Below are 24,076 nucleotides of genomic sequence, written 5' to 3'. Positions count from 1 at the left end.
TGGTTGTGTGAACCTAGTGTGAAGGCGGCGTGACAGTTTTATGACGCCGTTTGCCAGCCTAGGCCCACGATCGCGACGCGCCGTCCGAACGGGGTCTCCTGCAATACTATGACTTCTCTTTCCTCAAGATAGGTCAGCTGGCGGCGGGCCCGTCCCAGGGAGTGCGTGCCGTAGGCGCGGGCAAGAGCGCTGTCATCCGGGCAGGTTTCCGAATCGAGTGCCGTGCGCGCCAGCAACAAAAAGACGCCCTGAACATCTTCCGGCAGAGACGCGGCTATGGCTTCGGCTTTCTGCCACTCTTCACTTTCAGCACGTTCCCGGTCCAGACCCGCGCGGATGGTTGCAAGAATGCGCTGGAAACGACCGAGATCGAGGATGTTTCGTGATAGCCCCTGAATGCGGGCCCGGAGCTGAAAGTCCTGATAGAGAGTGGCAAGCGGCTTGTAATCCGCGCCTTCCTCGGATGCCACGCCAGCAACCATGTCCCAGATATGGGCTGGATCAATCTCGGTCGTTTCAGCTGCTGTGGTGGGTTCTTCAGCCGCTTCGCGGGTCGCGCCATAGGCATCAAGCTGTGCGAGAAGATCCGGCGGAGGCGGTCGTGTTTCGCGGCGGGGGCGCGGCGAAAATTCGTGAACGGGCTCGAGAATAATGTCTCGCAGGTCCTCGGCATCCATGGGTTGCAGGGGAACAAGCACTGGCCCCGTGTTGTGGCTGGCTGTTTCAACCGGCCCGATTGTCAGCAGCTTCGGACGACGGGACAGAGCGGGGCCGAGCGCCATGAACTGCCCGCGGGCAAGATCACGAAACGATTCCGCGGCCCGACGCTCCATGCCCAGAAGATCTGCCGCACGGGCCATGTCGATGTCGAGGAAGGTCCGGCCCATCAGGAAGTTCGAGGCTTCTGCCGCGACGTTCTTGGCCAGTTTGGCCAGACGCTGTGTTGCGATGACACCGGCCAGACCACGTTTACGCCCACGACACATGAGGTTCGTCATGGCCCCTAGTGAGAGGCGACGGGCTTCATCGGATGTGTCCCCGCCCGCAACCGGTGCGAAAAGCTGGGCTTCGTCCACCACAACCAGAGCCGGATACCAGTTGGCGCGGGGTGCTTCGAACATGCCGTTCAGGAAGGCACCGGCTGCACGCAGCTGCATTTCGGCTTCCACCTGTTCAAGGTTCAGCACAACAGATGCACGATGCGCCCTTACACGTTCACCGGCTGCACGCAAACTGGCTTCGGACTGGTCTTCAACGTCAATGACCAGATGGCCATAGCGGTCTGCCAGGGTGACGAAGTCGCCTTCCGGGTCGATCATGACCTGTTGAACGAGGGTTGCTGTCTGTTCCAGCAGGCGGCGCAGAAGGTGGGATTTGCCCGAGCCGGAGTTACCCTGAACCAATAGGCGCGTGGCCAGCAGTTCCGGCAAATCAATGCAGGTGTCTGAGCCGTCGCGGCCCTGTCCGAGAACGATGGATGTCATGGCGTCAGCGGATACCCGAAACTGACGATTCTAGCCACCCAAGGACGCCTTTTGCTGCGGCAAGACCGGTGGAAAAACATCCCTGCAGAAGATAACCCCCGGTTGGGGCTTCCCAATCCAGCATCTCGCCAGCTGCAAACACCCCGGGATGAGCCTTCACCATGAACTTTTCGTCCAATGCGTCCTGACGTAATCCCCCTGCGGTCGAAATGGCGCGGTCGAGGGTGTCTGTCCCGGTCAGGACGATGGGGAGGGCTTTAATGGCCCGGGCCAGCTGGAGGGGTGTCGCTTGTTTTGGCGTTGCCTGTCGCAGAAGTTCTCGGGAGGCACCATCGAGAGACAGAGCTTTGCGGAGGCGGTTAGACTGGCTCTCTCTTGGTCGCTGGGCCTGAAGGCGTTTGAGAATGGCATCTTCAGAAAGGGTAGGGCGCAGATCCAGTGACAGGGTAGCGGTGCCCGTAGAGGTGATGGCATCACGGAGAGAGGCCGAGAGGGCATAAAGGGCAGAGCCTTCCAGTCCGCGCGGCGTAATGGTGAGGTCTCCACGGGTTTCCGTTCCCTGAAACAACAGTCCGACGGAATGGAGCACTTCACCGTCATGGCGTTGCAAGACGTCATCGGGCCAGTTGGGCATGAAACCGCAGTTTGACGGTTTAAAAGGGGATGTTTCCGTAGGGAACAGACTGGCCCAGCGCCCGTCTGATCCCAGGCGAGACCAGCTTGCTCCGCCTGTGGCCATGAGCGTGGCGTCCGCAGCAAAGGTGACAGGACCTGAAGGGCTTTCAAAGGTCAGTCGTGAACCCTCCCATCCTGTGAAGCGATGGCGTGTCCTGATCTGAACGCCTTGTTCTGCAAGGCGACCGAGCCAAGCGCGAAGGAGAGGAGACGCTTTCATGCTTTTGGGGAAAACTCGCCCCGAGCTTCCACTAAAGCACTCTTGCCCAAGGCTTTCAGCCCAGCGGCGTAGGGCATCTGGCGGGAAGTTGAGCAAGGCTGGGGTCAGCCAGTCCTGAGCTGGTCCATAGCGTGTTATGAAAAGGTCGGGTGGCTCAGAGTGGGTCAGGTTGAGGCCACTTCGGCCTGCCATGAGCAGTTTCCGCCCCACGCTGGGCATCTGCTCAAAGATTTCGACGTGACATCCATGACCAGAAAGATATTCAGCGGCAAACAGTCCGGCGGGACCTGCGCCAACGATGGCAACAACTGGAGGGGTGGAGAAAGGGCTCATGGCTGTCTGATTGCCATGAGCCGGATGGTTTGTCAGGTTCTACGTGCTTCTGAGGCCGACGAGGGTCAGCCTCAGGAGGGGATCAGAAACCGGCGCTGATGGAGCCCGTTGCGGCGAAAGGTGCTGCAATGGCGTAGGTCGGGGCCGTGCCCTTTACAGTATTGCCGAAAATGCCCTTCATGGTTGTTGCATTCGTCTGCACGCTGAGCGGGAAGCCCAGATAGTGCTTGTCGGCAATGTTGGAGATGTTGAGCTTGACGTTGGGGCTCTGCAGGAAGCCAACATTGTGGAAGCGATAACCGACGGTCAGGTTCATGCGCACGTAAGACGGGAGTGCCTCGTCGTTCATGAACGTTGAATACTGCTTGGCCACGTATTTCAGGCTGTAGGCGCCGAAGAGATTTCCGTCATCGTAATCCAGGTTGAAGCCAACCTGATATTTTGGTGTTTCAGGCGCGAACTTGCCCTTGGTGTGCAGGTAATCCACGGAACTTCCGCTGCCGCCGCGCAGGTTGCTGGTCGTGCGGGCATCAACATACTCAAAGGATACATACGGGCGCAGATGATAGAAAATCGGACGCGTGCCGATTTCTGCATCCACACCGTTTGTGCTCTGGCCGCCCGCATTGATGTTGTTGCTGTAGTAGTTTGAGCAGGCGTCATCGGTGCACTGGCTCTGCGAGAAGAACCGGTTGGTGAAATTATAATGGAAGTACGTGATCGATCCCATGACGGTCGAACCGGTGTAACGCCAGCCCGCTTCTTCCGAGATGGAAATTTCCGGGTTGAGGTTCGAGGTGCCACGTGTGGCGTAACCGCTGCTGGCCTGGTTGGGAGCCTTCACATTGTAATATGTGCCGGCATCGAAAAGCGCGTAGTTCGTCGGCATCCGGAAGTTGGTCGCACCGGAGATGAAGATCTGGTTTTCCGGGTTGATCTGATAGCGGATCGACGCAGTCGGCAGCGGCTCATAGTACGTCTTGTTGATGTACGGGCCGGTGGATGTGTTTGGTAGCATATTCTGCGCATCACGGGTGACGATGGCGTATTTCAGGCCGCCCTCGATCGTGAGCTTGTTGTTCAGCAGAGACAGGCTATCCCCGATGAACATTGTGTGCACGCGGGTCTGCGTGAGGTTGGAGCGGTACTGATAGGTCTGCCCGTTGTCAAAGACGTAGTTTGCAGCCTGTCCCCAAACGCTCCAGGGCGTTCCGTCCGCACCAATGCCCGTGGCGGGGCCGCTCTGGATCTGCTTGGAATATTCGAACCAGTAACCAACCATCAGGCGGTTTACGCCTGTTGTCAGCGTCAGCTTCGTGACGGCACCGGGGCGATAGGTTGTGGTGATGGACGGTTCATAGAGCAGGCTGCCTTTGGCAACGGACTGCCCTTCAAGCGTTCCGCCCATTGTTGTCGCACCATAGCTGGTGGGAACCGTGTATGCCCCGCCGCCACTGCCGCTGCCATACCAGAAGTAAGGCGTTTCCGTCAGTGTCAGGTGATCGGTCAGCTTGAAGGTGGACGGCGCACTGACATAAATGTTGGTGAACGGGTTCTGATGGAACTTATAATAGTCCGCATCGCTCTTCGTAGTCTGGCCGGTCGGATCTTTGTACACGCCATTATAGACGGTGTTGGAGATCGTGGACGTGGTGGTGTTCTTGAATGTGCTGCCATTCGGGCGCGTGCAGGTTGCACCAGCCGAACAGGACGTAACGTATTTGTCCTTCACGCCCAGACCGTATTCGTCCCAAGACGCCATGTTCACGGAACGGTTCAGGTAGTTGTAGAGGCGATTGCCAACGATCGCGAGAGAGACGCGGTTGCCGTCGCCCCAGTCATTCACGATCTTGCCTTCGGCGTGCAGCTTCCGGTTTGTTGCCTCACTGTGAACGGCATCTTCCGTCGCATAGGAACCGGAAAAATAGGCGCGCAGGTTCGTGTGGCCGATCTTGCCGGTGTCGAGGCGCAGGAAGCCGCGGGTGTAATCATAAGACCCGTAGGACACGTCGAATGCGCCGCCAGCCTTCATCTTCGGATCGATCATATACATGTCGACCACGCCGCCTGTGGCGCTCAGATGTGGGCTGTCCAGATCCGCGGAACCCTGTGCGAGATTAACCTTCTGAAGATTTTCTGAATCCACGATTTCCTGGGAGTACGTCTGGAACGAGCCGACGTCGTTGATCGGGAAGCCTTCAAGGGTAAAGCCCATCTGCGTCTGATCGAGGCCTCGGGAGCTCATGTGGCTTCCTGTCAGGCCTGCCGGGTCGGAAGACGACACGTTGGCGCCTGGAAGCAGGGAGATGAGCTGCATCGGGTCCTGACCCGGAGCCTGCTTTTCAATGAAATCGCGAGACACGCTGGAAACAGACTTTGCCGCGTCCTGCTTCTGCATCAGGCCGCCACCAACGTCACGGCGTGTAACGCCGTCAAAATACTTGCGACGACCGCTGACGGACACGTGCTCTTCATGCACTTCATCTGTTGGCGCGGTATTACCCATCATGGACGGTGCCGCTGCGGCTGCCTGATGGCGGTTTGACTTATGATCAGGGGAAGACGCGGCGGGAGCTGCCAGTGCAGGAGCAACCCCTAAGGCAATGAGTGCAGACGTTGAAAGCAGGCGTGCAAGGCGCATCAGGAAGATGGTCTTTCTCGGATAGTGAAATAAGCGAGAAGGGGAAAACCACGCTTTGTCACAATCATCAACAGTTTGGCATATGAAACATTACGACATAAATAATCGTGATATTTTCGCAACAAAAAGTGGCCCGAAAGCTTGCTTTGAGTGCCAGGGCGTCTGCGCGCTATAAGTGGTCATTGCTGACATTCGGAGGTTTCAGGCATGCAGAACGCAATCCAGCGCCGGGTGGCTCAGGGGCAGGGACGGGAACCAGCAGATCTGGTGATCCGCAACGTCCGTCTTCTGGATCTCGTGACAGGTGAACTGGTCCCGACGGATATTGCGATTTGCGGTGACCGGATCGTTGGAACGTACGGGACATACGAAGGCAGGCAGGAGATTGATGGACGCGGGCGGGTCGCCGTTCCCGGTTTCATTGATACCCACCTTCATGTTGAGTCCTCTCTGGTCACGCCTTTCGAGTTTGATCGGTGCGTTTTGCCGCATGGCGTGACGACCGCCATCTGTGACCCCCATGAGATGGCCAACGTCCTTGGGCGGTCAGCCTTCGATTATTTTCTGGCAGCGGCTGAGCGGACCGTCATGGATCTGCGGATCAATTTGTCGAGCTGCGTTCCTGCAACGCCTATGGAAACATCCGGGGCCACACTGGATGCAACTGATCTGGTGGCCTACCGGGACCATCCCAAGGTGATCGGGCTGGCAGAATTCATGAATATCCCGGGTGTTCTAAACGGTGATCCAGGTTGCCTGGACAAGCTGGCCGCCTTTGCTGGCGGTCATATTGATGGTCATGCGCCGCTGATGCGCGGCAAGGCACTGAATGGCTATCTGGCCGCGGGCATTTCGACGGACCATGAAGCGACCGCAGCGGAAGAAGCGCTGGAAAAAGTCCGCAAGGGCATGACCGTGCTGATCCGGGAAGGCTCCGTCTGCAAGGATTTGGAAGCTCTGGTTCCGCTGTTGAATGTTGCAACGTCGCCCTTCTTTGCCTTTTGCACAGACGACCGTAATCCGCTTGAAATCGCGCATGAAGGGCATCTGGACTTTTTGATCCGCCGGGCAATCGAACTGGGGGTTGAGCCGCTGGCTGCGTATCGTGCGGCCTCACTTTCGGCTGCCAATGCCTTTGGTCTGCGGGACCGCGGGCAGATTGCTCCCGGCAAGCGTGCAGATGTTGTACTTCTGGACAATCTGGAGGCCTGTCTGGTGTCAGACGTCATTTCTGCCGGGCGTCTGGTCACGGATGCCCTGTTTGGTGAACGGGAGATTATTCCGCCCGTGGGGCTGGGCAGTGTGAAGTTGCCAGGTGTGGTTTCTGCGTCAGATATGGAAATTCATGGCAGCGGAACAGACCGCCCTGTGATGGGGCTCATTCCTGGGCAAATTATTACGGAATATCTGCGGCTGACATTGCCGGAAGAGAACGGGCAGGTTCTGTCAGATGTGCCGAACGATGTGGCCAAGGTCTGTGTGGTGGCGCGACATGGACATAATGACAATATCGGCAGGGGGTTTGTGAAAGGGTTCGGCCTGAAGCACGGAGCACTGGCGTCATCTGTCGGGCATGACAGCCACAATATCTGCGTTGTGGGCACCAACGATGCGGATATGGCGACTGCTGTGAACCGGTTGGAAGCGACGGGCGGCGGATTTGTTGCCGTTCAGGATGGCAAGGTGCTGGCAGAACTGAAGCTGCCGGTGGCGGGCCTCATGAGTGATGCGCCGTTCGAACAGGTCCGCGACGAACTGATCGTATTGCGGAAAGCTGCGAAAGAGATGGGCGTTTCTCTGGAAGAGCCGTTTCTGCAACTGGCTTTCCTGCCTCTTCCTGTTATCCCGCATCTCAAGATTACGGATCTTGGAATGATTGACGTCAGAACGATGGAACTGGTCTGAAACGAAAAAGACCCGCCCCTGTGAGAGGGCGGGTCTTTTTTATCAGGCCTGACGAAGGCTGATCAGTGGGTGGAGGCACCCGTTGCATTGGCAATGCCCTGCTGCGCACTGGTTGCAGCGTGGGACGTTGCATGGCCAACAGCACTGACATCCTGGCCTGCGCCACGCGTCGTGTTGCAGGCGGACAGAGACACTGCCGTACCTGTAAGCAGGGCAGAGATCAGCATCAGGCGAGCGAACGTGGATTTACGGGTCTTGGTCATGCGGGCATGTCCTTATGTTCTGTGTGTTTGTTCAGGGGTAAAAGCCTGTCGTGTCAAAAAGTTGCGTTTTTAAGTACTGACCTGCGTCGGCAGGAACGGAAAAAGGCCTGAAAATTGTTAGAGAAATTTCATTGGGCCACAGCGATGTTCAGAGTGTTTCGTCGTAACCCGGAGCGTTCGCCTGGAAAGTCAGTTCTGATTGTGGACTGTAATTTTCCGCGGCCCCTCCATGATTCCGGTTCGATGGATCTGGACGCGCTGATCCACTCGCTGCTACGTCAGGGATGTAAGGTCAGCTTCCTTGCGCTGGGGGAGTATTTCCTTCCCAGAGAGCAGCGGGATAGGAACGCGAGGGAAGAATATCGCGCCTTTGGAGTGACCTGCCTGACGCCCGATGATGATGTGGCTTTATCCGGATGGAAGGGGATCGAAGAGGCTCTTCAACAAATCGGGCCGAATCTTGATACCTGCATCCCATGCCGCGTGAGCTGTGGGGGCGCAGCTTACGATCGGCTTCGTGCGGCGTTTCCATCCGCCCGCCTGATTTTCTACGCGTGTGATCTGCATTTTCTGCGAGAAGAACGGGCTGCGCGTCTGGCCGGAGATTATACTGCGCTCAAAGCAGTTGAGGTCACGCGGGATAATGAATTCGCCATTATGCGTCGTGCGGATGCGACACTGGTGGTGTCCAGCTATGAGAAAAATCTTTTACGTCAGGAATTGCCAGAAGCGCTGGTTGTTCATCTGGCTTTCCCCCGGCCATCTGCGGAGGGAGAGGGCTGGGACGCGCGCCGCGATATTGGTTTCATTGGCAATTTCGGGCATCGGCCGAATGAAGATGCGGTGCGTTATTTTCTAGAGCATGTCTGGCCGGATCTGGCTGTCCGCATGCCGGATTGCAGATTTCTGATCGTGGGAGCGGGTGCGCCGGACTGGCTGACAGAATGGGCGGAGAAAGACGCGCGGCTGATTGTGCTAGGGCATGTGCCAGATTTGGGGGCCGTGTTGAACAGTTTAAGGATAACTGTCGCGCCGCTTCGGTATGGAGCTGGGACGAAAGGAAAGGTTCTAAGCAGCCTGTCTCATGGTGTACCCTGTGTCATGACATCCGTTGCCGCTGAAGGTTTCGACTTCACGCCGCAGCTCAAAGAGCTGGTTGTTGCTGATCTTCCGCAGGATGTGGTGGATGCCATTGTGGCGCTCTACACACAAGCCTCTCGATGGGAGATGGCCGTTCGTCACGGGCGTGATCTGATATTGCAGAATCATACGCCCGAGAAGCTTGATGCGGCGGTGGCTCAGTTGCTGCGTCTTGATGCTGCAGGCCGGTGACCGAAGGATAAACTTACGAAGGCGCCCGTTACCAAGAGTCCTTCGCGCCGCCTCCGCCAGAATCTCCACCGCCGGATTTGTAGGAGTTTTTCTTCTTGTCGCCGCCGGACGAGTTGGCGTTATTACGTGACGCGGCTGATAGAATATTGATCAGCAGGCTCAGGATCACGTCCCAAGGAATGCTGATCAGAAACCTGTCAAAAATTGAAAGAGGCAGGCCCTGAGCTTCGCGGCGTTGAGCGCGGACGGTAAAGCCAGAGCCAAGAGCAAACAGCACCATCCCTCCGACACCGAGTGCGAGATCAAATCCGTTGATGTTGAAATCCGTATCGGATGTGGCCTGCTCCTCGTGAACCTGCGTCTCGCTTTTACGCAAAATGTCGGCGATGGAATCCAGCATCCCGTTTAGTGCGGCGGCATAGTGACCGGCTTTCAGGTCCGGTTGGGCAGCATGCAGGATATTGAATGTCTGAAGGTCCGTCAGATCGCCTTCAAACCCATACCCGACTTCGATGCGAGCCTGATTGTCCGGAATATCCAGAACGATCAGGAGACCGTTGTCCTGACCTTTTTGACCAATGCCGGAAGCATGGAACGTCTCATTCGCATACTGATCGATATCGTCCACATGGCCGGGCAGAACGATCAGAATGTGCGGGTGACTTGGGAGTGTTTGCCGAAGATCCGTCAGCTTCTGGACGAGCTGGTCCTGTTCCGGCTCGGACAGGCTCTGATGCGGGTCTGTCACGAGCTCAGTCAAAGGTGTGGCCGCGCCTGCCGGGCCAGTCAGAGACAGGCACAGCAGGGCAGTCACGGCAAGGACCAGATGCAGGGTGCGCGTTAGAAGTGGGCGGGAAACAGTCGGCACGTTCATCCGGTCCTTCAGTCAGATCAATGCTTGGAGAAGTCTACGACTGGCGGCGTCTGTGCGGCTGGGGAAGCCTCGTAGTAGACGCGCTGATGGTAGCCCATGATCCCGGCGGCGAGGTTGCCCGGGAAGTGCATGACTGTCTGGTTGTAAGCCAAAATGGCCTGCTGCAGACGCTGGCGTGCCACGGTGATGCGGTTCTGTGTGCCTTCAAGCTGAACCATCAGGCTCGTGAAGTTCTGATTGGCCTGTAGCTGCGGGGACTGCTCAGCCACGACGTTGATGGCCTTGATTTCCTGTGCATTACGGGTCTGTGCGTCCAGGATTTTTTTCTGAAGGTCTTCATCACTGACCGAGCGGGGATCAATGCGGTTCAGGGGCGTTTCACCCGAACGTGCCGCAGCGTAATCCGTCAGGGTGTCATGCTCGTGGGTGGCATAGCCTTTGACTGTGTTGACCAGATTGGGAATCAGGTCGGTCTGGCGCTGAACTTCGTTCTGAAGCTGACCCATCTGTTCCTTGACGTTCTGGTCCGCTCCCATGAAACGGTTATAGCTTGATCCCAGCAGGGCAATAATGCCGATTACCAGAATGGCAGGAATGAGAAGTTTTCTCATCAGGGGTCCTCTTAAATCAAAAAACGGATCATCACTCCGATCGCAGAAAAAATCGTCAGTCGTGAGTGTCTGTTCTTCGCCTTTATACAACAGGATGGACTGAAGGAAAAAACGTTTCTTTTTAGTCCATGTTTGTGGGGCAAGTATTCCGGTTTCCCGTTATGTTATATCGGTAGAATGTCCATGTTTTATTTGGCCGGCGGAGTGTCGAGAAACTGGAGAGTGTCGGGTGTTCTGAGCACGATGCTTCATGCATCTGGCATGACGCGCAATCATGCGGCATTAAGGCGGCATGAAACTGCGCTTTGCCCCATCGCCAACCGGCTATCTCCATGTTGGTAACGCCCGTCAGGCCGTCGCCAACTTCCTGTTCGCCCGCCGTCATGGCGGCAAGTTCCTCCTGCGTATCGACGATACGGACGTCGCGCGCAGCAAGCCTGAATATGAGGACGCGATCCGTAAGGATCTGGCGTGGCTCGGTCTGGACTGGGACGAAGAGGCCCGTCAGTCCGCGCGGATGGAGCGGTATGCTGCGGCGATCGACAAGCTGAAAGCCTCTGGTCGGCTGTATCCGTGTTTCGAGACCGAATACGAACTGAACGCCAAGCGTGAGATGCGCATCCGGGCGGGCAAGGCCCCGATCTATGATCGCGCTATGCTGAAACTGACGCCTGACCAGCGGGCACGTGCCGAAGCCAATGGCAAAACGCCGCACTGGCGCTTCAAGCTGACGGATGGCAGCCGCAAGTGGCAGGATCTCGTCATGGACGATTGCTCCGTCAAGCTGACGGCAATCTCCGATCCGGTTCTAATCCGCGCGGATGGTACGATCCTCTACACGCTGGCGTCAGTTGTTGATGATCTGGAAATGGGCATCACGCATATCGTCCGCGGTGAAGACCATGTGACGAACACGGGTGTTCAGATCGATATTGCAGAAGCGCTGGGTGCAAAGCCGGATCGCTTTACGTTCGCGCATCTGCCGTTGCTGCTGGATTCTGACGGCGGAAAGCTGTCCAAGCGTTTCGATGCGCTGGGCCTCAAGTCGCTTCGTCAGGATGGGATTGAGCCGATGTCCATCGTGTCGTATCTGGCACGCGTTGGGACGTCCGATGATCCGGAAGTCATGACGATGGAAGAGGCGATTGCGGCATACGAAATCTCCCATGTTTCCAAGTCTGCGGCGCGGTTCGATATGCGCCAGCTTCTGGCTCTGAACCGCAAGGCTCTGCATAATCTGCCGTTCTCGGTGGCGAAGGAACACCTTCCAGCCGAGGCGACGGAAGAATTCTGGAATGCAGTGCGCGGTAATGTCGATCTGACGGCTGAAATCCCGCATTGGTGGGATGTGACGCAGGGCACGATCATTCCGCCGTCGCAGCCGGAAGACCGTGAATTTCTTCAGCAGGCGCTTGAAACCCTTCCTGCCGAGCCATGGGGCGAAACCACATGGCAGGACTGGACCACGGCTTTGAAGGAAAAGTCAGGTCGTAAGGGCAAGAGCCTGTTTATGCCGTTGCGCCTTGCCCTTACGGGTGAGGATAACGGCCCAGAACTGCATGTTCTTCTGAACCTAATGGGACACGCCCGGACGGTGTCACGTCTTCAGGACGCTATTGGCGCCTGAGTGATGAGTGGGAATGCTCGTTTGTCCGGGCATTCCCACTTCCGGGCGTCAGGCGGGTTCGACGCTCCAGAAAGCTTCCCAGCTTTCGCCAGGCTGTAGATGCAGCAGACCCGGCTTTTCCGAAAAATCGCCGCTGAATCCAACGGGTGTGGCGTAACCGTACCATGGCTCGATGCACAGGAAACCGGCGCCTGGCTTGGTCCAGAGTCCAAGATCCTTGAACCCGTCCCAACGCACGCGCAGGCCGCTTCCGTCGGGGCCCGTAAAATCGACAGCCTTGCTGCGGGCATCCAGAAGGATGATGGCGTCAGCTTCGAACAGACTGTCTGCCAGCGGAAGAATCCGGTCATGGATTGGGGATGGGACTGCCTCTGGAAGCAGACCATCCGGGCTGATGCGCCGGATATGATCGGCTTCATTCGTGTCAAAGGTCAGGCGATGATTTTCGCGGCCCGTTTCTGGGTTCAGGGGCCACATGAAAGCCGGATGCACACCAAGGGACGCGTGTAGCGTGGCATCTTCGGACGGGTTGGTCAGAACATAGCCGACGTGCAGGCCGGTTTCTTCCATCCGGTAGATCAGATGCAGCCGAAATGCCGCCGGGAAGAGCTGCCATGTTTCGGGTGTATCTTCCAGCTCCAGAACACAGCCGGTTTCTGTTCGTTCGAGCCAGCGGAATGTCATGTCACGGGCGAAGCCATGCTGGCTCAGCGTAACGGGGTGGCCATTCAGCGCCGTATCTTCCGGCGGCTTTCCAACGATGGGAAACAGAACGGGCGAATGGCGTTTCCAGGCGGGGCCAGCGTTCCAGAGCAGGTCCTGCCCTGAAGTGGTCCGCAGGGAGGTCAGCTCTGCGCCATGGGCGGAAACCGTTGCCGTCAGGCCATTTTTTCCGAAGCTGTGCTGGGTGTCAGACATGGTGATGGTGCCTTTCATGCGCTGTGGACGGATCAATCGGCTCGTGGTCCCCGTGTTCGGTTGTGTGGAACCGGGTGAAGTCGACCTCGACCCTGCCATCCGGGCGGTGATGGATCATGTCCGAGAAACGGTATCCGTGTTTCACATGGCCGATCTCGTAGGCATGTCGTGCGAAGAGTGTCTGGGAGGAGATTTCGTCTGTCCCATCCATCGTGATGATGATTTCCGCATTCTGGTCAATCAGCGTGTCTGCTGACAGGCCATAAAGCGGGCTGGTCTCATCAATCATGTGTGTGGCGTTCAGGCTGATCCGGAAGATCGGAACATGCGACTGGATTAGCGCCAGTCTGTCGAAACGGCGGACCAGTCGCCCATGATCGTCCGGCATCAGGCGCGTCAGGGTCATTTCAACGTTGGCAGACAGGATCAGCGTGCGACGACGGTTCGCGATGCGAATGGTGAGTGTCGGGATTAGGTCATCATAGGCCACGACGGCGACATGGCTGAACAGGATACGGGCTCTTGGGCGCGAGAAGCGAGCAAAGACCAGCCCTGTTGCGAGCGCATTGAGCATCATGCCGGCGAGCACTTCAAAGGACACGATGGTGTTGGTCAGACGTCCAACCGGGGCCATCGTGCCGTATCCAACGGTCGAGATCGTCTGGACACTGAAGAACACGTCATCAAGAAAATCCCCGTGCGGGACGCCGCTGACGCTGCCGGGGATCATGTAGTAAAGGCAGGCAAAGCCGATATTGATGCCCAGATACAGAGCGAGGGACGCCCAGAAGAACGCCCCCCATGTCATGGTCATCAGATGGTGATAGAGGTCCCCCAGAGAACCGTCTTTCAGACCGGTACGGATAATGTCGCCCCGGCCATTTTCTTCCAGAACATGGGCCCGGATGCGGTTGGCCGTTTCGACCACCAGCGCCTCAGGCCGTGGATGCATCCGGTGCCTGTGTCGCCAGTGGATCATGGTCTTACCGTCTTGCCTTTCTGGCGCTGACCAGTTCGCTGACCACGCCATGGAGCGTGCGAAGTTCCTGTTCGGTGACTTCGCCTCGTGTGAAGAAATGCCGCAGATTGCGGATCATGCCCGGTTTCTTCTGCTCGTTCCGCAGGAAACCACAGTCATCAAGTTCCCGCAGCAGATGGGACATGAAGTTTTCCAGCTCGCCCTTGGTAGCCACATGCGTCTCATTGGTCATGAGCTCGCGCGGGGGCGTCATGTCTTCGGTCAGATACCACTCATAGGCCATGACGAGCACGGCCTGCGCGAGGTTGAGAGACATGAACTTCGGATTGAGCGGGTAACGCACCAGCGTATCGGCGCGGGCCATGTCTTCGACGTCGAGGCCCGCCCGTTCTGGCCCGAACAGGATGCCGGTACGCAGACCGCGCGTAGAAGCGACCCGGAGTTCCGCCGCTGCCCCACGAGCCGTCATGACAGGCTTCACGACATGGCGGGGGCGGGGGCAGGTGGCGAAAACGCGGTGCAGGTCAGCCACGGCCTCATCGACCGTTTCGAAAACCTGTGCGTTGTCGAGGATACGATGGGCGCCGGAAGACGCAGGCCAGGCGCGTTCCTGCGGCCAGCCATCCCGTGGGGCGACGAGGCGCAGGTGAAACAGGCCGCCATTCGCCATGGCGCGCGCAGTCGTACCGACGTTTTCGGCTAACTGCGGGCGCACGAGAATAACAACGGGGTCAAATTCGCCGATCGGTTCCAGATCGGCACCACCATCACGTCCGGTCATGAGATTATGCCTTCCGCCATGTTGTGCCGCCGGGGCCGTCTTCCAGCGTGATGCCGTCTGCAGCAAGCTGGTTCCGAATTTCATCCGCGCGGGCGAAGTTGCGGGCTTTGCGGGCTGCCAGACGTTCCTCGATCAGCGCTTCGATGGCGGACGCATCAACGCCTGAGCGGAACCATTCAGCCGGGGAAACCTGAAACAGACCAAGCTGTTTGCCAGCGGCCAGAAGACCGGATGCGGCTTCCTGATCGCCCTGCATGGCAGCGTCTGCCAGTGGGTGCAGGGCAGCGATGGCGAGGGGCGTGTTCAGATCATCACACAGGGCATCCAGCACGCTGGCCGGAACGTTTGCACCTTGCTGCGCGTCACCACGCTCAAGGGCGCGGTAGAGGCGATCCAGAATACGGCGGGCTTCTTCCAGCTTGTCCCACGTGAAATCCAGCGTCGACCGGTAATGCGCGCCCAGATACAGGAGGCGCAGCGGTTCCGCCGGAGACTTCTCCAGGACTTCCCGGATGGTGAAGAAATTGCCCAGAGACTTGGACATTTTCTCCCCGTTGGAGAGCAGCATACCGTTATGGAGCCAGTGCGTGGCGAACTTGCTGCCCGGATAGCAGCACAGAGACTGTGCACGCTCGTTTTCATGATGCGGGAAGAGCAGGTCGTCGCCACCCCCATGAATATCGAAGCTCTCGCCCAGATACCGGTGTGACATGGCCGAGCATTCGATATGCCAGCCGGGGCGACCACGACCATAAGGGCTGTCCCAACCGGGCTGATCTGGTGTGGAGGGCTTCCAGAGCACGAAATCGCCGGGGTCACGTTTATAAGGAGCCACTTCGACGCGGGCGCCCGCGATCATGTCATCCAGCGAGCGGCCGGAGAGTTCGCCATAAGAGGAAAAGTTCCGGACCGCGAACAGGACGTGCCCTTCGGCTTCATACGCATGCCCGTTTTCGATCAGGCGGCCGATCATGTCCAGCATCTCACCAATGTGGTGTGTTGCGCGGGGCTCGATATCCGGTGGCAGAATCCCGAGTGACGCCAAATCTTCATGAAAGGCTTCAGTCGTACGGGCGGTGAGGGCGGAGATGTCCTCACCGTTTTCTTTCGCTCGGGCTGTGATCTTGTCGTCCACGTCTGTGACGTTGCGGACATAGGTGACACGTGGATACAGCACGCGGAGCAGTCGAATCAGGATATCCGCGCCCATCATGGCGCGCAGATTGCCCAGGTGCGCACGGTCATAGACTGTGGGTCCACAGAAATAGACCCGCACATTCTGCGGATCGAGTGGTGTGAACAGTCGCTTTTCGCGCGCGTGGGTGTCGTGCAGACGGAGCACGTGAGGAACGGGATCGGCCATAGATGGGATCAATGCGCCAGCCACCGTTTTGGTGCAACAGGCTTTGTTACTCTTGTCTGTATGATCTGCACTGCGATAGTGAGGCTTATGTGTAGAACCTTCAAAGATCCGACCTCTTCACGCGGGCATGCTCTTGCCCTGCTCCGCGTGGCTCTTCCGCTTGCACTTTCCCAGCTTTCCGAAATGTCGATGGGCGTTACGGACACCATCCTTCTGGGCGGTCTGGGGGTAGCTGAAGTGGCGGTCGGCGGTCTGGCCAATACTTTTTTCTTTACCACCATGGTGACCTGCCAGACCATTCTGGGTGGAGCTGGCGTTCTTCTGTCTCATAGTCGTGGGGCGGAAGATCACGGACGGGATTCTCATGACGGTCGCAGTGTCATGAGCGCTGCGTTCGTTCTGGCACTGCTGATCTTTATTCCCTGTGCGTTGCTCTTATGGTTCGTGCAGCCGTTGTTTGCGTGGTTGGCGGAGCCCGGGGACGTGGTGACCCAGGGCAGCCACTTCATTCATATCCTTCTGTTGTCCCTGCTGCCGGATCTGGCCGTGATTGGTGTGCTGCGTGTGGCGCTCCCATCGCTTGGGGCGGAAACGCTTCTGCTGTGGATCATGCCTGCCATGGCGCTCTGCAATGGCATCACCAATGCAGCGCTCATTCATGGATGGTTCGGGCTGCCTGCGATGGGGATGTATGGCTCCGCCACAGCCACAACTCTGACAGGCTGGGCGATCAGTTTTGCGCTGACCGGATTGTGTCTGATGCATCCGCGAGTGCGGGCCGTTATGAAGCCAGCCCCTGTGCGCTGGCCTATCATGAAGGAACTATTGAAGCTCGGTTTGCCCATGATGATGGGAGCTGCTGCTGAAATTCTCATGTTTCAGATCACGAGCCTGCGGGCCGGGCAGCTTGGAACACAAAGCCTGGCAGCCCATCAGGTTGCAGTCAACGTGAGCGCACTGCTGTTCATGGTGTGTCTGGCTATTGGTCAGGCCACCAATGTTCGGGTGGCATACTGGCGGGGTTCAGGGCGAATGGATCAAAGCCGCCGGGCCGCCTGGACCGGTATCTGGGTGGTGCTCATCTGGTCTGTTCTGTCTTCAGCCTTGTTGCTGATCTGGCCAGAAAAAATCGTCAGCCTGTACTTCACGGGGCATGCTCCTGATCCGTCTACGGCTGCATTGGTGATCACGCTTATGAAGATTGCCGGGATCTACCAGATTGTGGACGGACTTCAGGTTGTGTTCAGCGGCGCCCTGCGTGGGTGCGGTGATGCGGTCTGGCCAATGGTGATTGCTGTCACGAATTATGGCCTGATTGGTCTTGTCTTTGGGGGATGGTTGGCCTTCCAGCAGCACTGGGGTGCGGAAGGCCTTTGGATCGGCATGGCGGCAGCGCTCACGGTGAGCTCTGTCGCCTTGGGAGTTCGACTGTTCAGCGTGATGCGGAAAGCCGAGCCTGCGCCATCGTAATCAGATAAGCCACAAACCCACCGGCGGAGAGCAGCGCGGCACCCCACCCGATCGATCCCAAACCATGCCCTGAACTCACCAGATAGGCTCCGAGCCATGTGCCCGCAGCATTGGCAATGTTGAAAGCCGAATTGTTCAGGGATGCGGCAAGGGTTTGGGCATCTCCTGCAACTTCCATCAGATGCGTTTGAATGGCTGGGGAAATGCCGATCAGCGTTGCCGGGATCAGGAACGTGATCAGCAGCATGGCGACAGGGGATGGCAGGAGTAGCCAGAACCCGATCATGAACACGCAACTGGCAGCCAGAGAGAAAAGGATCGTCCGGTTGATATTCCGGTCCGCCATGGCACCGCCAAACGAATTGCCAGCAACCATGCCGAGCCCCCAGACGATCTGATAAAGCGCAACGGCCCAGTCCGGGAGATGCGTTACGTCTGACAGGGCAGTAGTAAGGAACGTGTACACTGCAAAGAGGCCACCAAAGCCAATGGCGCTTGTCAGAAGCGTCAGGAGCACCTGAGGCCGTTTGAAAGCTCCAAGTTCAGCGAGTGCATTTGCGTCTGGATGGGGCTTGTCGCGTGGCGCGAAGTACCAGAGCGCCAGGAAGCAGAGCAGTCCAAGCGCAGAGATTGCACCATAAGCGACGCGCCAGCCCAGATGATTGGCGGCGTAGGTGGACAGGGGCGACCCCACGACCGTGGAGATCATGATGCCCGACAGAACGCGTCCGACTGCGCGGCCACGTCTTGCGCGCTCAACCATGGAGGCGCCAACGAGCGCGGAAACACCGAAAAAGGCGCCGTGAGGGAGCCCGGTGATGAAGCGCATGACTTCAATGTCGAGCAGGTTCGGCATCAGGATTGTACCGATATTCCCCACAAGGAACAGCACAAGCATAGCCAGCAGTAGTGTGCGACGGGGGAGTTTTGCACCAGCAACCGCAATGAGGGGTGCTCCGACCACGACACCCAGCGCATAAGCTGAAATGACGGAACTGGCGCGGGAAATGGAAATACCAAGGGAATGGGAGAATTCGGGCAGAAGGCCCATCATGGCGAATTCGCCAGTCCCAATCGTAAATGTCGCCAGCATGAGAGCAAACATGGCTGGCTCGACACCGTGGGGTGGACGCACCCGCTCGACATCGACTGGTTCGATTAATTCCATATGGAAAAGGTCCGGAATAAGGGGAAAACCCGCCTACCATCCGGACCCTGAAAAGCTACCCGAACACACTCACGTGGAAGTGTCCGGGCAGGTCAGTTCAATTCTCCGTTGGCAGGCGAATTGTCTGACCCGGATAAATGTCATCCTTGCTTGTGACAAGCGGTTGATTTGCATCAAGAAGCTCATCGCCAGAAATATCTTCCGGCAGCTTCTCGGCGACCTCATCAAGGTTATGGCTTGTCTTGATTTCAAGGAACTTCGGATCAGGTGTGCCGGGGGGAACCTGGATTTCCGCTTCCACAGCAGCCACGCCAGCGACGTTACCCGCCGTGAGGATCATCTGGTCACGCGCTTTGGCGGAATCGGCCTTGCCGCGCAGATAGATCGTGCGGTCATCAATCACGAGATGCGACATATGCATCTGCGCGAGACCGAATCTCTTGAAGGCGCGCTTGATGGCGCTCTCGCCTGGCTTGGGCGGGGGCGGTGAATCCAGAGACTGGATCAGCCCTTCGAGGGAACCCTCAGCGATGCGGCCAGCCTTGGGATTGAAGCGATAGATTTTCATGGGCAAACTCAAAAAGACATGGCTCCCGGATTCATGGGGAGTACCAGACCGTTAGCGCAAATCCCCAGGGAAGGGTTGCGCGCTTTATAGGCCTCCGATGTGAGAAAATAACAAGGGTCAGACTCGTCCTTTCATTGACATGACAGAGCGAGACCTGTTAGGCGCGGGTCCACTGCCGGAAACGTGGACGTACCGGCCGGACCAATAAAGCGGGTTTCTGTACCCCGCAGGCTCCGGTTTTTGGGTGCGCGCCCGTCTTTCCCAATTCGGGGAGAGGCCTACCGGTGCAACAAAACGGCTCGCCATGCAGCATGGGGCGGGCCTGATGTATGAACAGGGGTTAACCCATGTCAAAGCGTCTTGAGAGCAAGTACAAGATCAATCGCCGTCTCGGCGTAAACCTTTGGGGCCGTGCAAAGTCCCCTGTGAACCGTCGTGAATACGGTCCGGGTCAGCATGGTCAGCGTCGTAAGCAGAAGCCTTCTGACTTCTCCATCCAGCTGATGGCCAAGCAGAAGCTCAAGGGCTACTACGGCAACATCAGCGAGAAGCAGTTCCGCAAGTACTACGACGAAGCCGTCCGTCGTAAGGGTGATACCTCCGAGAACCTGATCGGTCTGCTGGAGCGTCGTCTGGACGCCGTTGTGTACCGTCTGAAGTTCGCGATCACGCCGTTCGCAGCACGTCAGTTCATCAGCCATGGCCACGTTACGGTCAACGGCAAGAAGGTGAACATTCCGTCCTACCTCGTGAAGGAAGGCGACGTCATCGAAGTGCGCGAGAAGTCCAAGCACCTCGCCATCGTTCTTGACTCCGTGCAGACGGGCGAGCGCGACACGCCGGAATACGTTGAAGTCGATCATCGCCAGATGAAGGGTACGTTCCTGCGTACGCCGGTTCTCTCTGACGTGCCGTATCCGGTGCAGATGGAACCGAACCTGGTCGTCGAGTTCTACTCCCGCTAATTCCGATCCCGGGTCTTCGGACCTGGATCAGCAAGCGACCGGAAAACGCCGGGCGGGTCATCCCGTCCGGCGTTTCTCATTTTAAAGCCCCCGGCTTCCAGTCTCTCCCGGAGTCTCCATGTCCGAAGCTCTCAGCGCCGAAATCAACCGCGAGATCGCCCGTCGGCGGACTTTCGCCATCATCTCCCATCCGGATGCCGGTAAGACGACCCTGACCGAGCGTATTCTTCGGGCTGGTGGTGCCATTCAGCTTGCCGGAAACGTGCGTGCCAAAGGTGAGCGCCGCCGTACCAAGTCTGACTGGATGGGTATTGAGCGCGATCGTGGCATTTCGGTTGTGACGTCCGTCATGACGTTTGAATACGGTGGATGTGTTTTCAACCTGCTTGATACACCGGGCCATGAAGACTTCTCCGAAGACACCTATCGTACCCTGACGGCTGTGGACTGTGCGGTCATGGTGATCGACGCAGCGAAGGGTATCGAAGACCGGACGCGCAAGCTCTTCGAAATCTGCCGCTTACGCGACATTCCGATCATCACGTTCATCAACAAGATGGATCGTGAAGCACAGGATTGCTTTGCGCTGCTGGACGAAATTTCCAACTCTCTTGCTTTGGACGTCTCGCCTGCTACGTGGCCGATCGGCCGCGCCGCGACGTTTATCGGCACGTTTGATATCCGCACGCGTGAAGTTCACACCAAGGATGCGGTTGATGAGACTGATCCGCGGATGGTGCAGCTCCGGGAAGATCTGGAACTGGTAGAAGCCGCTCTACCTGAATTCGACCGTGAGTCCTTTGATGCCGGGCATTTGTCTCCGGTGTTCTTTGGTTCGGCCATGAAAGAAATCGGTGTGACCGATCTTCTGGATGCCCTTGTCGCTTACGGCCCGGCTCCGCGTGCCCAACCGACGGAAACCCGTGAAGTTCAGGCCAGCGAACAACAGGTAACGGCGCTGATTTTCAAAATTCAGGCCAACATGGACCCGAACCACCGTGACCGCATGGCTTTTGCCCGTGTGTGTTCGGGGCGTTTGACGCGCGGTATGCGCCTGAAGCATGTGCGGACTGGCAAGCAGTTTGCCCTTCATACGCCGCAGTTCTTCTTCGCGCGTGATCGTCAGTTGGCTGAGGAAGCTTTTGGTGGGGACGTGGTTGGCATTCCCAATCACGGGACGCTCCGTATTGGCGATACACTGAGTGAAAGTGAAGAACTTCGTTTCACAGGTGTGCCACACTTCGCGCCTGAAATTCTGCGTCGTGTTCGTCTCGATGATGCCATGAAAGCCAAGAAGCTGCGTCAGGCTCTGGTAGAGTTGGCCGAGGAGGGCGTTGTGCAGCTTTTCCGTCCGCAGGATGGCTTGCCGCCGATTGTTGGCGTGGTGGGAACGCTCCAGTTGGACGTGCTTCAGTCTCGCCTGAAAGGTGAATACAGCGTGTCTATCGGGTTCGAAAACACACCCTTCACGTTGGCACGCTGGATTACGGGAAGTCGCGAGAAGATCGAGGCGTTCATGATGGTGAACCGCTCATCTATGGCCGATGATCTGGATGGAGATCCGGTTTTCCTTGCCAGTTCGTCCTTCATGATGCGCCGGACTATCGAAATGAACCCTGACCTGGCGTTCCACGATATCAAGCAGATCGGTCTGGCTTCGGTCTGATTTTTAAACCTCGCTCACTATCTCAGTGAGCGAGGTTTTTAATTTTCAGAATGGATTCCAGAAATAAAAAAATCATCTTTGAGTAAATTAGATATAAGTAGAGTATGATTTCGTGGAATATAATAAATATTCTCAATATCACGAAATATTGTATTAATTTATTAAAGTGGAGGCAGTGATAGACATGAAAATTTCAGAGTGGATGGTAAATTCCGGTGTTGAATTCGGAACCAGCGGGGCCCGTGGTCTCGTTTCCGCTATGACGGATGCTGTGTGTTTCGCGTATACTGTCGGGTATCTAAAGCACTTGGAAGCGTTGGGTGAATTCTCCCCTAAGGCATCTGTTGCTATTGCGGGAGATCTTCGTCCCAGCACGCCACGTATTCTGCGTGCTTGTGCTGCGGCCATTACATGGATGAAGGGGCAGCCAGTATTTTGTGGTTTCGTACCAACACCTGCTCTGAGTTTTTATGCATTTTCCCGCGGTATTCCCTCGCTTATGGTCACTGGAAGTCACATTCCTGATAATCGTAATGGGATCAAATTCAATCGTATTTCTGGCGAGTTTTTGAAGAGCGACGAAGCTATCATGCGGGCGCAGGATGTTGTCCTGCCAGAGGGATGGTTTGATGCTCAAGGTGCGCTTAAAATAGATGTTGCATTGCCTGCCGTCACAGACGTTGTAACGGACTACATAGAGCGATATCGCCACTTTTTTGGTGCTGACTCGCTGAATGGCTTAACATTGGGAATTTACCAACATTCCGCTGTAGGTCGCGACGTTCTTGTAAGTGTTGTTGAAGCTTTGGGCGGAAAAGCGGTGCCTTTGGCACGTTCTGATGTCTTCGTGTCGGTGGATACGGAGGCCGTGCGGCCAGAAGACGTCAATCTGGCACGTGGTTGGGGTCAAGAAGGCCTATACGATGCCATCCTTACCACAGATGGCGACTCTGATCGCCCTCTTCTGGCCGATCAGAGGGGGCGCTGGATCCGTGGCGACGTCTTGGGCATCTTGGCCGCACAGAAGTTAGGAGCTGCTGCAGTCTCGACACCAGTTAGTAGCAATACGGCGCTTGAAGCGTCAGGATTTGTACCCTCTGTTCGAAGGACGCGTATTGGTTCGCCATTTGTTGTCTCAGCTATGATGGATGCTGTGGCAGAAGGCGTTATTCCGTCCATGGGGTATGAGGCTAATGGTGGTTTCCTGTTAGTCAGCGATATTATGCGAGATGGGAAAATACTTCGGTCACTTCCAACGCGGGATGCTGTTCTTCCGATGATTTGTGCGTTGATTATGGCGCAGAAATATCGGGGAGGGCTTGAAGAACTTCTCCTTATTCTTCCGTCTCGCTTTACTGTCAGTGACCGTTTGAAAGAGATATCTACGGAACGCAGTAAAGCACAGCTTCAGATACTTCGTGACGATGTTCCCGGTGTAGCCGAAGCGCTGGGGTTTGTAGCTGCCTGCGGTCCTGTAGCACATGTAAATGAAACGGATGGCATACGTATGATCTTCAAGCATGGTGACATCATCCACCTACGTCCGTCGGGCAATGCCCCGGAGTTGCGCATGTATGTGGAGGCAGATACTCAGGAGCGAGCCGAAAAGCTGCTGACTCAAGGCTTGGATAGTGTCGCCAAGTGGCTAGCTTGAAATCGGTGGTAATAGTAGGTGCAGCAGCGATTTTGACGGGTGTTTCCTGAAAAATTGTATGAACGGTTTTGTCCTCAGGCTGTTGCGTTGATTTCGTTTGATAAATAGCAATCGCTACGAGTTTTATGTGGATGATATAACCAGTTCAGTTGTCATCTTTGACCTATGATAGGCAAAGAAACGCTACGCGTCCCAAGGTAATAGACTTTTTTGTATTGAAAATCTGGATATTTTTGGCTGCTAGTAAGAGGTGATTTGTCTGAATTCTTAGATTCTACAATTCTGTACTTGGATGTATTTAGTCTGATCATCTTTAATTTTCCACGGTCAATATTTCTTCTGCTTGGAGGCAGCCTGAGTAAAATCCCATATTCTGGCCTGCCATCTTAAGTAAGGCTGCATTTCTTAAAGTTCATCAAAGCAATTTGAAAAGACCTTGAGTACGGGCGCCTCTGGTGGGAGTTTGCGAAACAGATAGATCGGCTTGGCATCGGTTCTTTCACTCTGTCCCGTAATTTAAGCATCAGAAATGGATGCGAACAGACTCCGAGGCAGAGACAAAAAAATCGGACTATCTAG

19 protein-coding genes are annotated in these 24,076 nt (G+C 56.6%); 7 read left to right on the top strand and 12 right to left on the bottom strand.

The genetic code is table 11. From position 1 onward, the window contains the following. Positions 1-38: 38 nt before the first annotated feature. The 3 genes from ABDK75_RS10990 to ABDK75_RS10980 form a co-directional block, all read right to left on the bottom strand. Complete coding sequence (locus ABDK75_RS10990; protein WP_064273877.1) at positions 39-1,484, bottom strand: ATP-binding protein; 1,446 nt, start codon at positions 1,482-1,484, stop codon at positions 39-41. A gap of 4 nt (positions 1,485-1,488) precedes the next feature. Further along, positions 1,489-2,712, bottom strand: a complete 1,224-nt coding sequence (locus ABDK75_RS10985; protein WP_346005913.1) for a TIGR03862 family flavoprotein — start codon at positions 2,710-2,712, stop codon at positions 1,489-1,491. 82 nt (positions 2,713-2,794) lie between these two features. Further along, a complete protein-coding gene (locus ABDK75_RS10980) occupies positions 2,795-5,353 on the bottom strand; it encodes a TonB-dependent receptor (protein WP_086634424.1) in 2,559 nt (852 codons plus the stop codon). A 207-nt stretch (positions 5,354-5,560) separates the two neighbouring features. Between ABDK75_RS10980 and ade the strand changes: the two genes are divergently transcribed. Beyond that, positions 5,561-7,258, top strand: a complete 1,698-nt coding sequence (gene ade / locus ABDK75_RS10975) for an adenine deaminase (protein ID WP_346005912.1) — start codon at positions 5,561-5,563, stop codon at positions 7,256-7,258. Positions 7,259-7,320: 62 nt separating this feature from the next. Here ade and ABDK75_RS10970 read toward each other — a convergent pair whose 3' ends face one another. After that, the gene (locus ABDK75_RS10970) at positions 7,321-7,521 is read right to left on the bottom strand and encodes an entericidin A/B family lipoprotein (RefSeq protein WP_346005911.1); all 201 of its coding nucleotides are present in this window, start codon (positions 7,519-7,521) and stop codon (positions 7,321-7,323) included. Positions 7,522-7,665: 144 nt separating this feature from the next. On the opposite strand from ABDK75_RS10970, the gene ABDK75_RS10965 reads away from it, so the two are divergent. After that, positions 7,666-8,853, top strand: coding sequence for a glycosyltransferase family 4 protein (locus ABDK75_RS10965; RefSeq protein WP_346005910.1), 1,188 nt, complete (start codon positions 7,666-7,668; stop codon positions 8,851-8,853). A gap of 28 nt (positions 8,854-8,881) precedes the next feature. On the opposite strand, the gene ABDK75_RS10960 is transcribed toward ABDK75_RS10965, so the two are convergent. Together ABDK75_RS10960 and ABDK75_RS10955 are read right to left on the bottom strand one after the other, a co-directional pair. Continuing rightward, entirely contained in the window at positions 8,882-9,727 is an 846-nt protein-coding gene (locus ABDK75_RS10960; RefSeq protein WP_211507351.1) for a TPM domain-containing protein, read from the bottom strand. 17 nt (positions 9,728-9,744) lie between these two features. After that, positions 9,745-10,338 carry a LemA family protein gene (locus tag ABDK75_RS10955; protein WP_046900877.1) on the bottom strand — a complete coding sequence of 198 codons (594 nt, stop codon included), beginning with the start codon at positions 10,336-10,338 and terminating at the stop codon, positions 9,745-9,747. A 292-nt stretch (positions 10,339-10,630) separates the two neighbouring features. Here ABDK75_RS10955 and gltX point away from each other — a divergent pair, with 292 nt between their 5' ends. Further along, the gene (gene gltX / locus ABDK75_RS10950; protein WP_346005909.1) at positions 10,631-11,965 is read left to right on the top strand and encodes a glutamate--tRNA ligase; all 1,335 of its coding nucleotides are present in this window, start codon (positions 10,631-10,633) and stop codon (positions 11,963-11,965) included. A gap of 48 nt (positions 11,966-12,013) precedes the next feature. Here gltX and ABDK75_RS10945 read toward each other — a convergent pair whose 3' ends face one another. From ABDK75_RS10945 to cysS, 4 genes are read right to left on the bottom strand one after another with little or no spacing between them, the layout of a single operon-like run. Further along, positions 12,014-12,883: an aldose 1-epimerase family protein gene (locus ABDK75_RS10945; protein WP_346005908.1), complete on the bottom strand. Its 870-nt coding sequence runs from the start codon at positions 12,881-12,883 to the stop codon at positions 12,014-12,016. Next, complete coding sequence (locus tag ABDK75_RS10940) at positions 12,876-13,862, bottom strand: ion channel (RefSeq protein ID WP_346005907.1); 987 nt, start codon at positions 13,860-13,862, stop codon at positions 12,876-12,878. The genes ABDK75_RS10945 and ABDK75_RS10940 overlap by 8 nt, the downstream gene beginning before the upstream one ends. A gap of 4 nt (positions 13,863-13,866) precedes the next feature. Next, positions 13,867-14,643 (bottom strand): RNA methyltransferase, encoded by a 777-nt coding sequence (locus tag ABDK75_RS10935; RefSeq protein WP_099210616.1) that lies wholly within the window; start codon positions 14,641-14,643, stop codon positions 13,867-13,869. 4 nt (positions 14,644-14,647) lie between these two features. Then, on the bottom strand, positions 14,648-16,006 hold the full coding sequence (gene cysS, locus ABDK75_RS10930; RefSeq protein WP_346005906.1) for a cysteine--tRNA ligase: 1,359 nt from the start codon (positions 16,004-16,006) through the stop codon (positions 14,648-14,650). A gap of 87 nt (positions 16,007-16,093) precedes the next feature. Here cysS and ABDK75_RS10925 point away from each other — a divergent pair, with 87 nt between their 5' ends. Further along, on the top strand, positions 16,094-17,476 hold the full coding sequence (locus ABDK75_RS10925) for an MATE family efflux transporter (RefSeq protein WP_346005905.1): 1,383 nt from the start codon (positions 16,094-16,096) through the stop codon (positions 17,474-17,476). Here the strand turns inward: ABDK75_RS10925 and ABDK75_RS10920 are convergent. Both ABDK75_RS10920 and ABDK75_RS10915 read right to left on the bottom strand, forming a co-directional pair. After that, entirely contained in the window at positions 17,439-18,644 is a 1,206-nt protein-coding gene (locus ABDK75_RS10920) for an MFS transporter (protein ID WP_211496010.1), read from the bottom strand. The genes ABDK75_RS10925 and ABDK75_RS10920 overlap by 38 nt on opposite strands. Before the next feature lie 97 nt (positions 18,645-18,741). Next, entirely contained in the window at positions 18,742-19,212 is a 471-nt protein-coding gene (locus tag ABDK75_RS10915) for a BON domain-containing protein (protein ID WP_046899893.1), read from the bottom strand. A 347-nt stretch (positions 19,213-19,559) separates the two neighbouring features. On the opposite strand from ABDK75_RS10915, the gene rpsD reads away from it, so the two are divergent. The 3 genes from rpsD (at position 19,560) to ABDK75_RS10900 (ending at position 23,497) form a co-directional block, all read left to right on the top strand. Continuing rightward, entirely contained in the window at positions 19,560-20,177 is a 618-nt protein-coding gene (rpsD, locus tag ABDK75_RS10910; RefSeq protein WP_007282513.1) for a 30S ribosomal protein S4, read from the top strand. A gap of 118 nt (positions 20,178-20,295) precedes the next feature. Then, the gene (locus tag ABDK75_RS10905) at positions 20,296-21,843 is read left to right on the top strand and encodes a peptide chain release factor 3 (protein WP_099210608.1); all 1,548 of its coding nucleotides are present in this window, start codon (positions 20,296-20,298) and stop codon (positions 21,841-21,843) included. 202 nt (positions 21,844-22,045) lie between these two features. Continuing rightward, entirely contained in the window at positions 22,046-23,497 is a 1,452-nt protein-coding gene (locus tag ABDK75_RS10900) for a phosphomannomutase (RefSeq protein WP_174694781.1), read from the top strand. Positions 23,498-24,076 lie beyond the last annotated feature (579 nt).

Source organism: Gluconobacter sp. OJA (assembly GCF_039638325.1).
Taxonomy (GTDB): Bacteria; Pseudomonadota; Alphaproteobacteria; order Acetobacterales; family Acetobacteraceae; genus Gluconobacter; species Gluconobacter cerinus.
Note: the sequence above shows the minus strand (reverse complement) of the source record. Positions and strands in the feature narration are given on the sequence as shown.

Excerpts from the sequence above, each read along its gene's own strand:
- ABDK75_RS10990 (WP_064273877.1), bottom strand. The coding sequence starts at position 1,484 with ATGACATCCATCGTTCTCGGACAGGGCCGCGACGGCTCAGACACCTGC.
- ABDK75_RS10985 (WP_346005913.1), bottom strand. The coding sequence starts at position 2,712 with ATGAGCCCTTTCTCCACCCCTCCAGTTGTTGCCATCGTTGGCGCAGGT.
- ABDK75_RS10980 (WP_086634424.1), bottom strand. The coding sequence starts at position 5,353 with ATGCGCCTTGCACGCCTGCTTTCAACGTCTGCACTCATTGCCTTAGGG.
- ade (WP_346005912.1), top strand. The coding sequence starts at position 5,561 with ATGCAGAACGCAATCCAGCGCCGGGTGGCTCAGGGGCAGGGACGGGAA.
- ABDK75_RS10970 (WP_346005911.1), bottom strand. The coding sequence starts at position 7,521 with ATGACCAAGACCCGTAAATCCACGTTCGCTCGCCTGATGCTGATCTCT.
- ABDK75_RS10965 (WP_346005910.1), top strand. The coding sequence starts at position 7,666 with ATGTTCAGAGTGTTTCGTCGTAACCCGGAGCGTTCGCCTGGAAAGTCA.
- ABDK75_RS10960 (WP_211507351.1), bottom strand. The coding sequence starts at position 9,727 with ATGAACGTGCCGACTGTTTCCCGCCCACTTCTAACGCGCACCCTGCAT.
- ABDK75_RS10955 (WP_046900877.1), bottom strand. The coding sequence starts at position 10,338 with ATGAGAAAACTTCTCATTCCTGCCATTCTGGTAATCGGCATTATTGCC.
- gltX (WP_346005909.1), top strand. The coding sequence starts at position 10,631 with ATGAAACTGCGCTTTGCCCCATCGCCAACCGGCTATCTCCATGTTGGT.
- ABDK75_RS10945 (WP_346005908.1), bottom strand. The coding sequence starts at position 12,883 with ATGTCTGACACCCAGCACAGCTTCGGAAAAAATGGCCTGACGGCAACG.
- ABDK75_RS10940 (WP_346005907.1), bottom strand. The coding sequence starts at position 13,862 with ATGATCCACTGGCGACACAGGCACCGGATGCATCCACGGCCTGAGGCG.
- ABDK75_RS10935 (WP_099210616.1), bottom strand. The coding sequence starts at position 14,643 with ATGACCGGACGTGATGGTGGTGCCGATCTGGAACCGATCGGCGAATTT.
- cysS (WP_346005906.1), bottom strand. The coding sequence starts at position 16,006 with ATGGCCGATCCCGTTCCTCACGTGCTCCGTCTGCACGACACCCACGCG.
- ABDK75_RS10925 (WP_346005905.1), top strand. The coding sequence starts at position 16,094 with ATGTGTAGAACCTTCAAAGATCCGACCTCTTCACGCGGGCATGCTCTT.
- ABDK75_RS10920 (WP_211496010.1), bottom strand. The coding sequence starts at position 18,644 with ATGGAATTAATCGAACCAGTCGATGTCGAGCGGGTGCGTCCACCCCAC.
- ABDK75_RS10915 (WP_046899893.1), bottom strand. The coding sequence starts at position 19,212 with ATGAAAATCTATCGCTTCAATCCCAAGGCTGGCCGCATCGCTGAGGGT.
- rpsD (WP_007282513.1), top strand. The coding sequence starts at position 19,560 with ATGTCAAAGCGTCTTGAGAGCAAGTACAAGATCAATCGCCGTCTCGGC.
- ABDK75_RS10905 (WP_099210608.1), top strand. The coding sequence starts at position 20,296 with ATGTCCGAAGCTCTCAGCGCCGAAATCAACCGCGAGATCGCCCGTCGG.
- ABDK75_RS10900 (WP_174694781.1), top strand. The coding sequence starts at position 22,046 with ATGGTAAATTCCGGTGTTGAATTCGGAACCAGCGGGGCCCGTGGTCTC.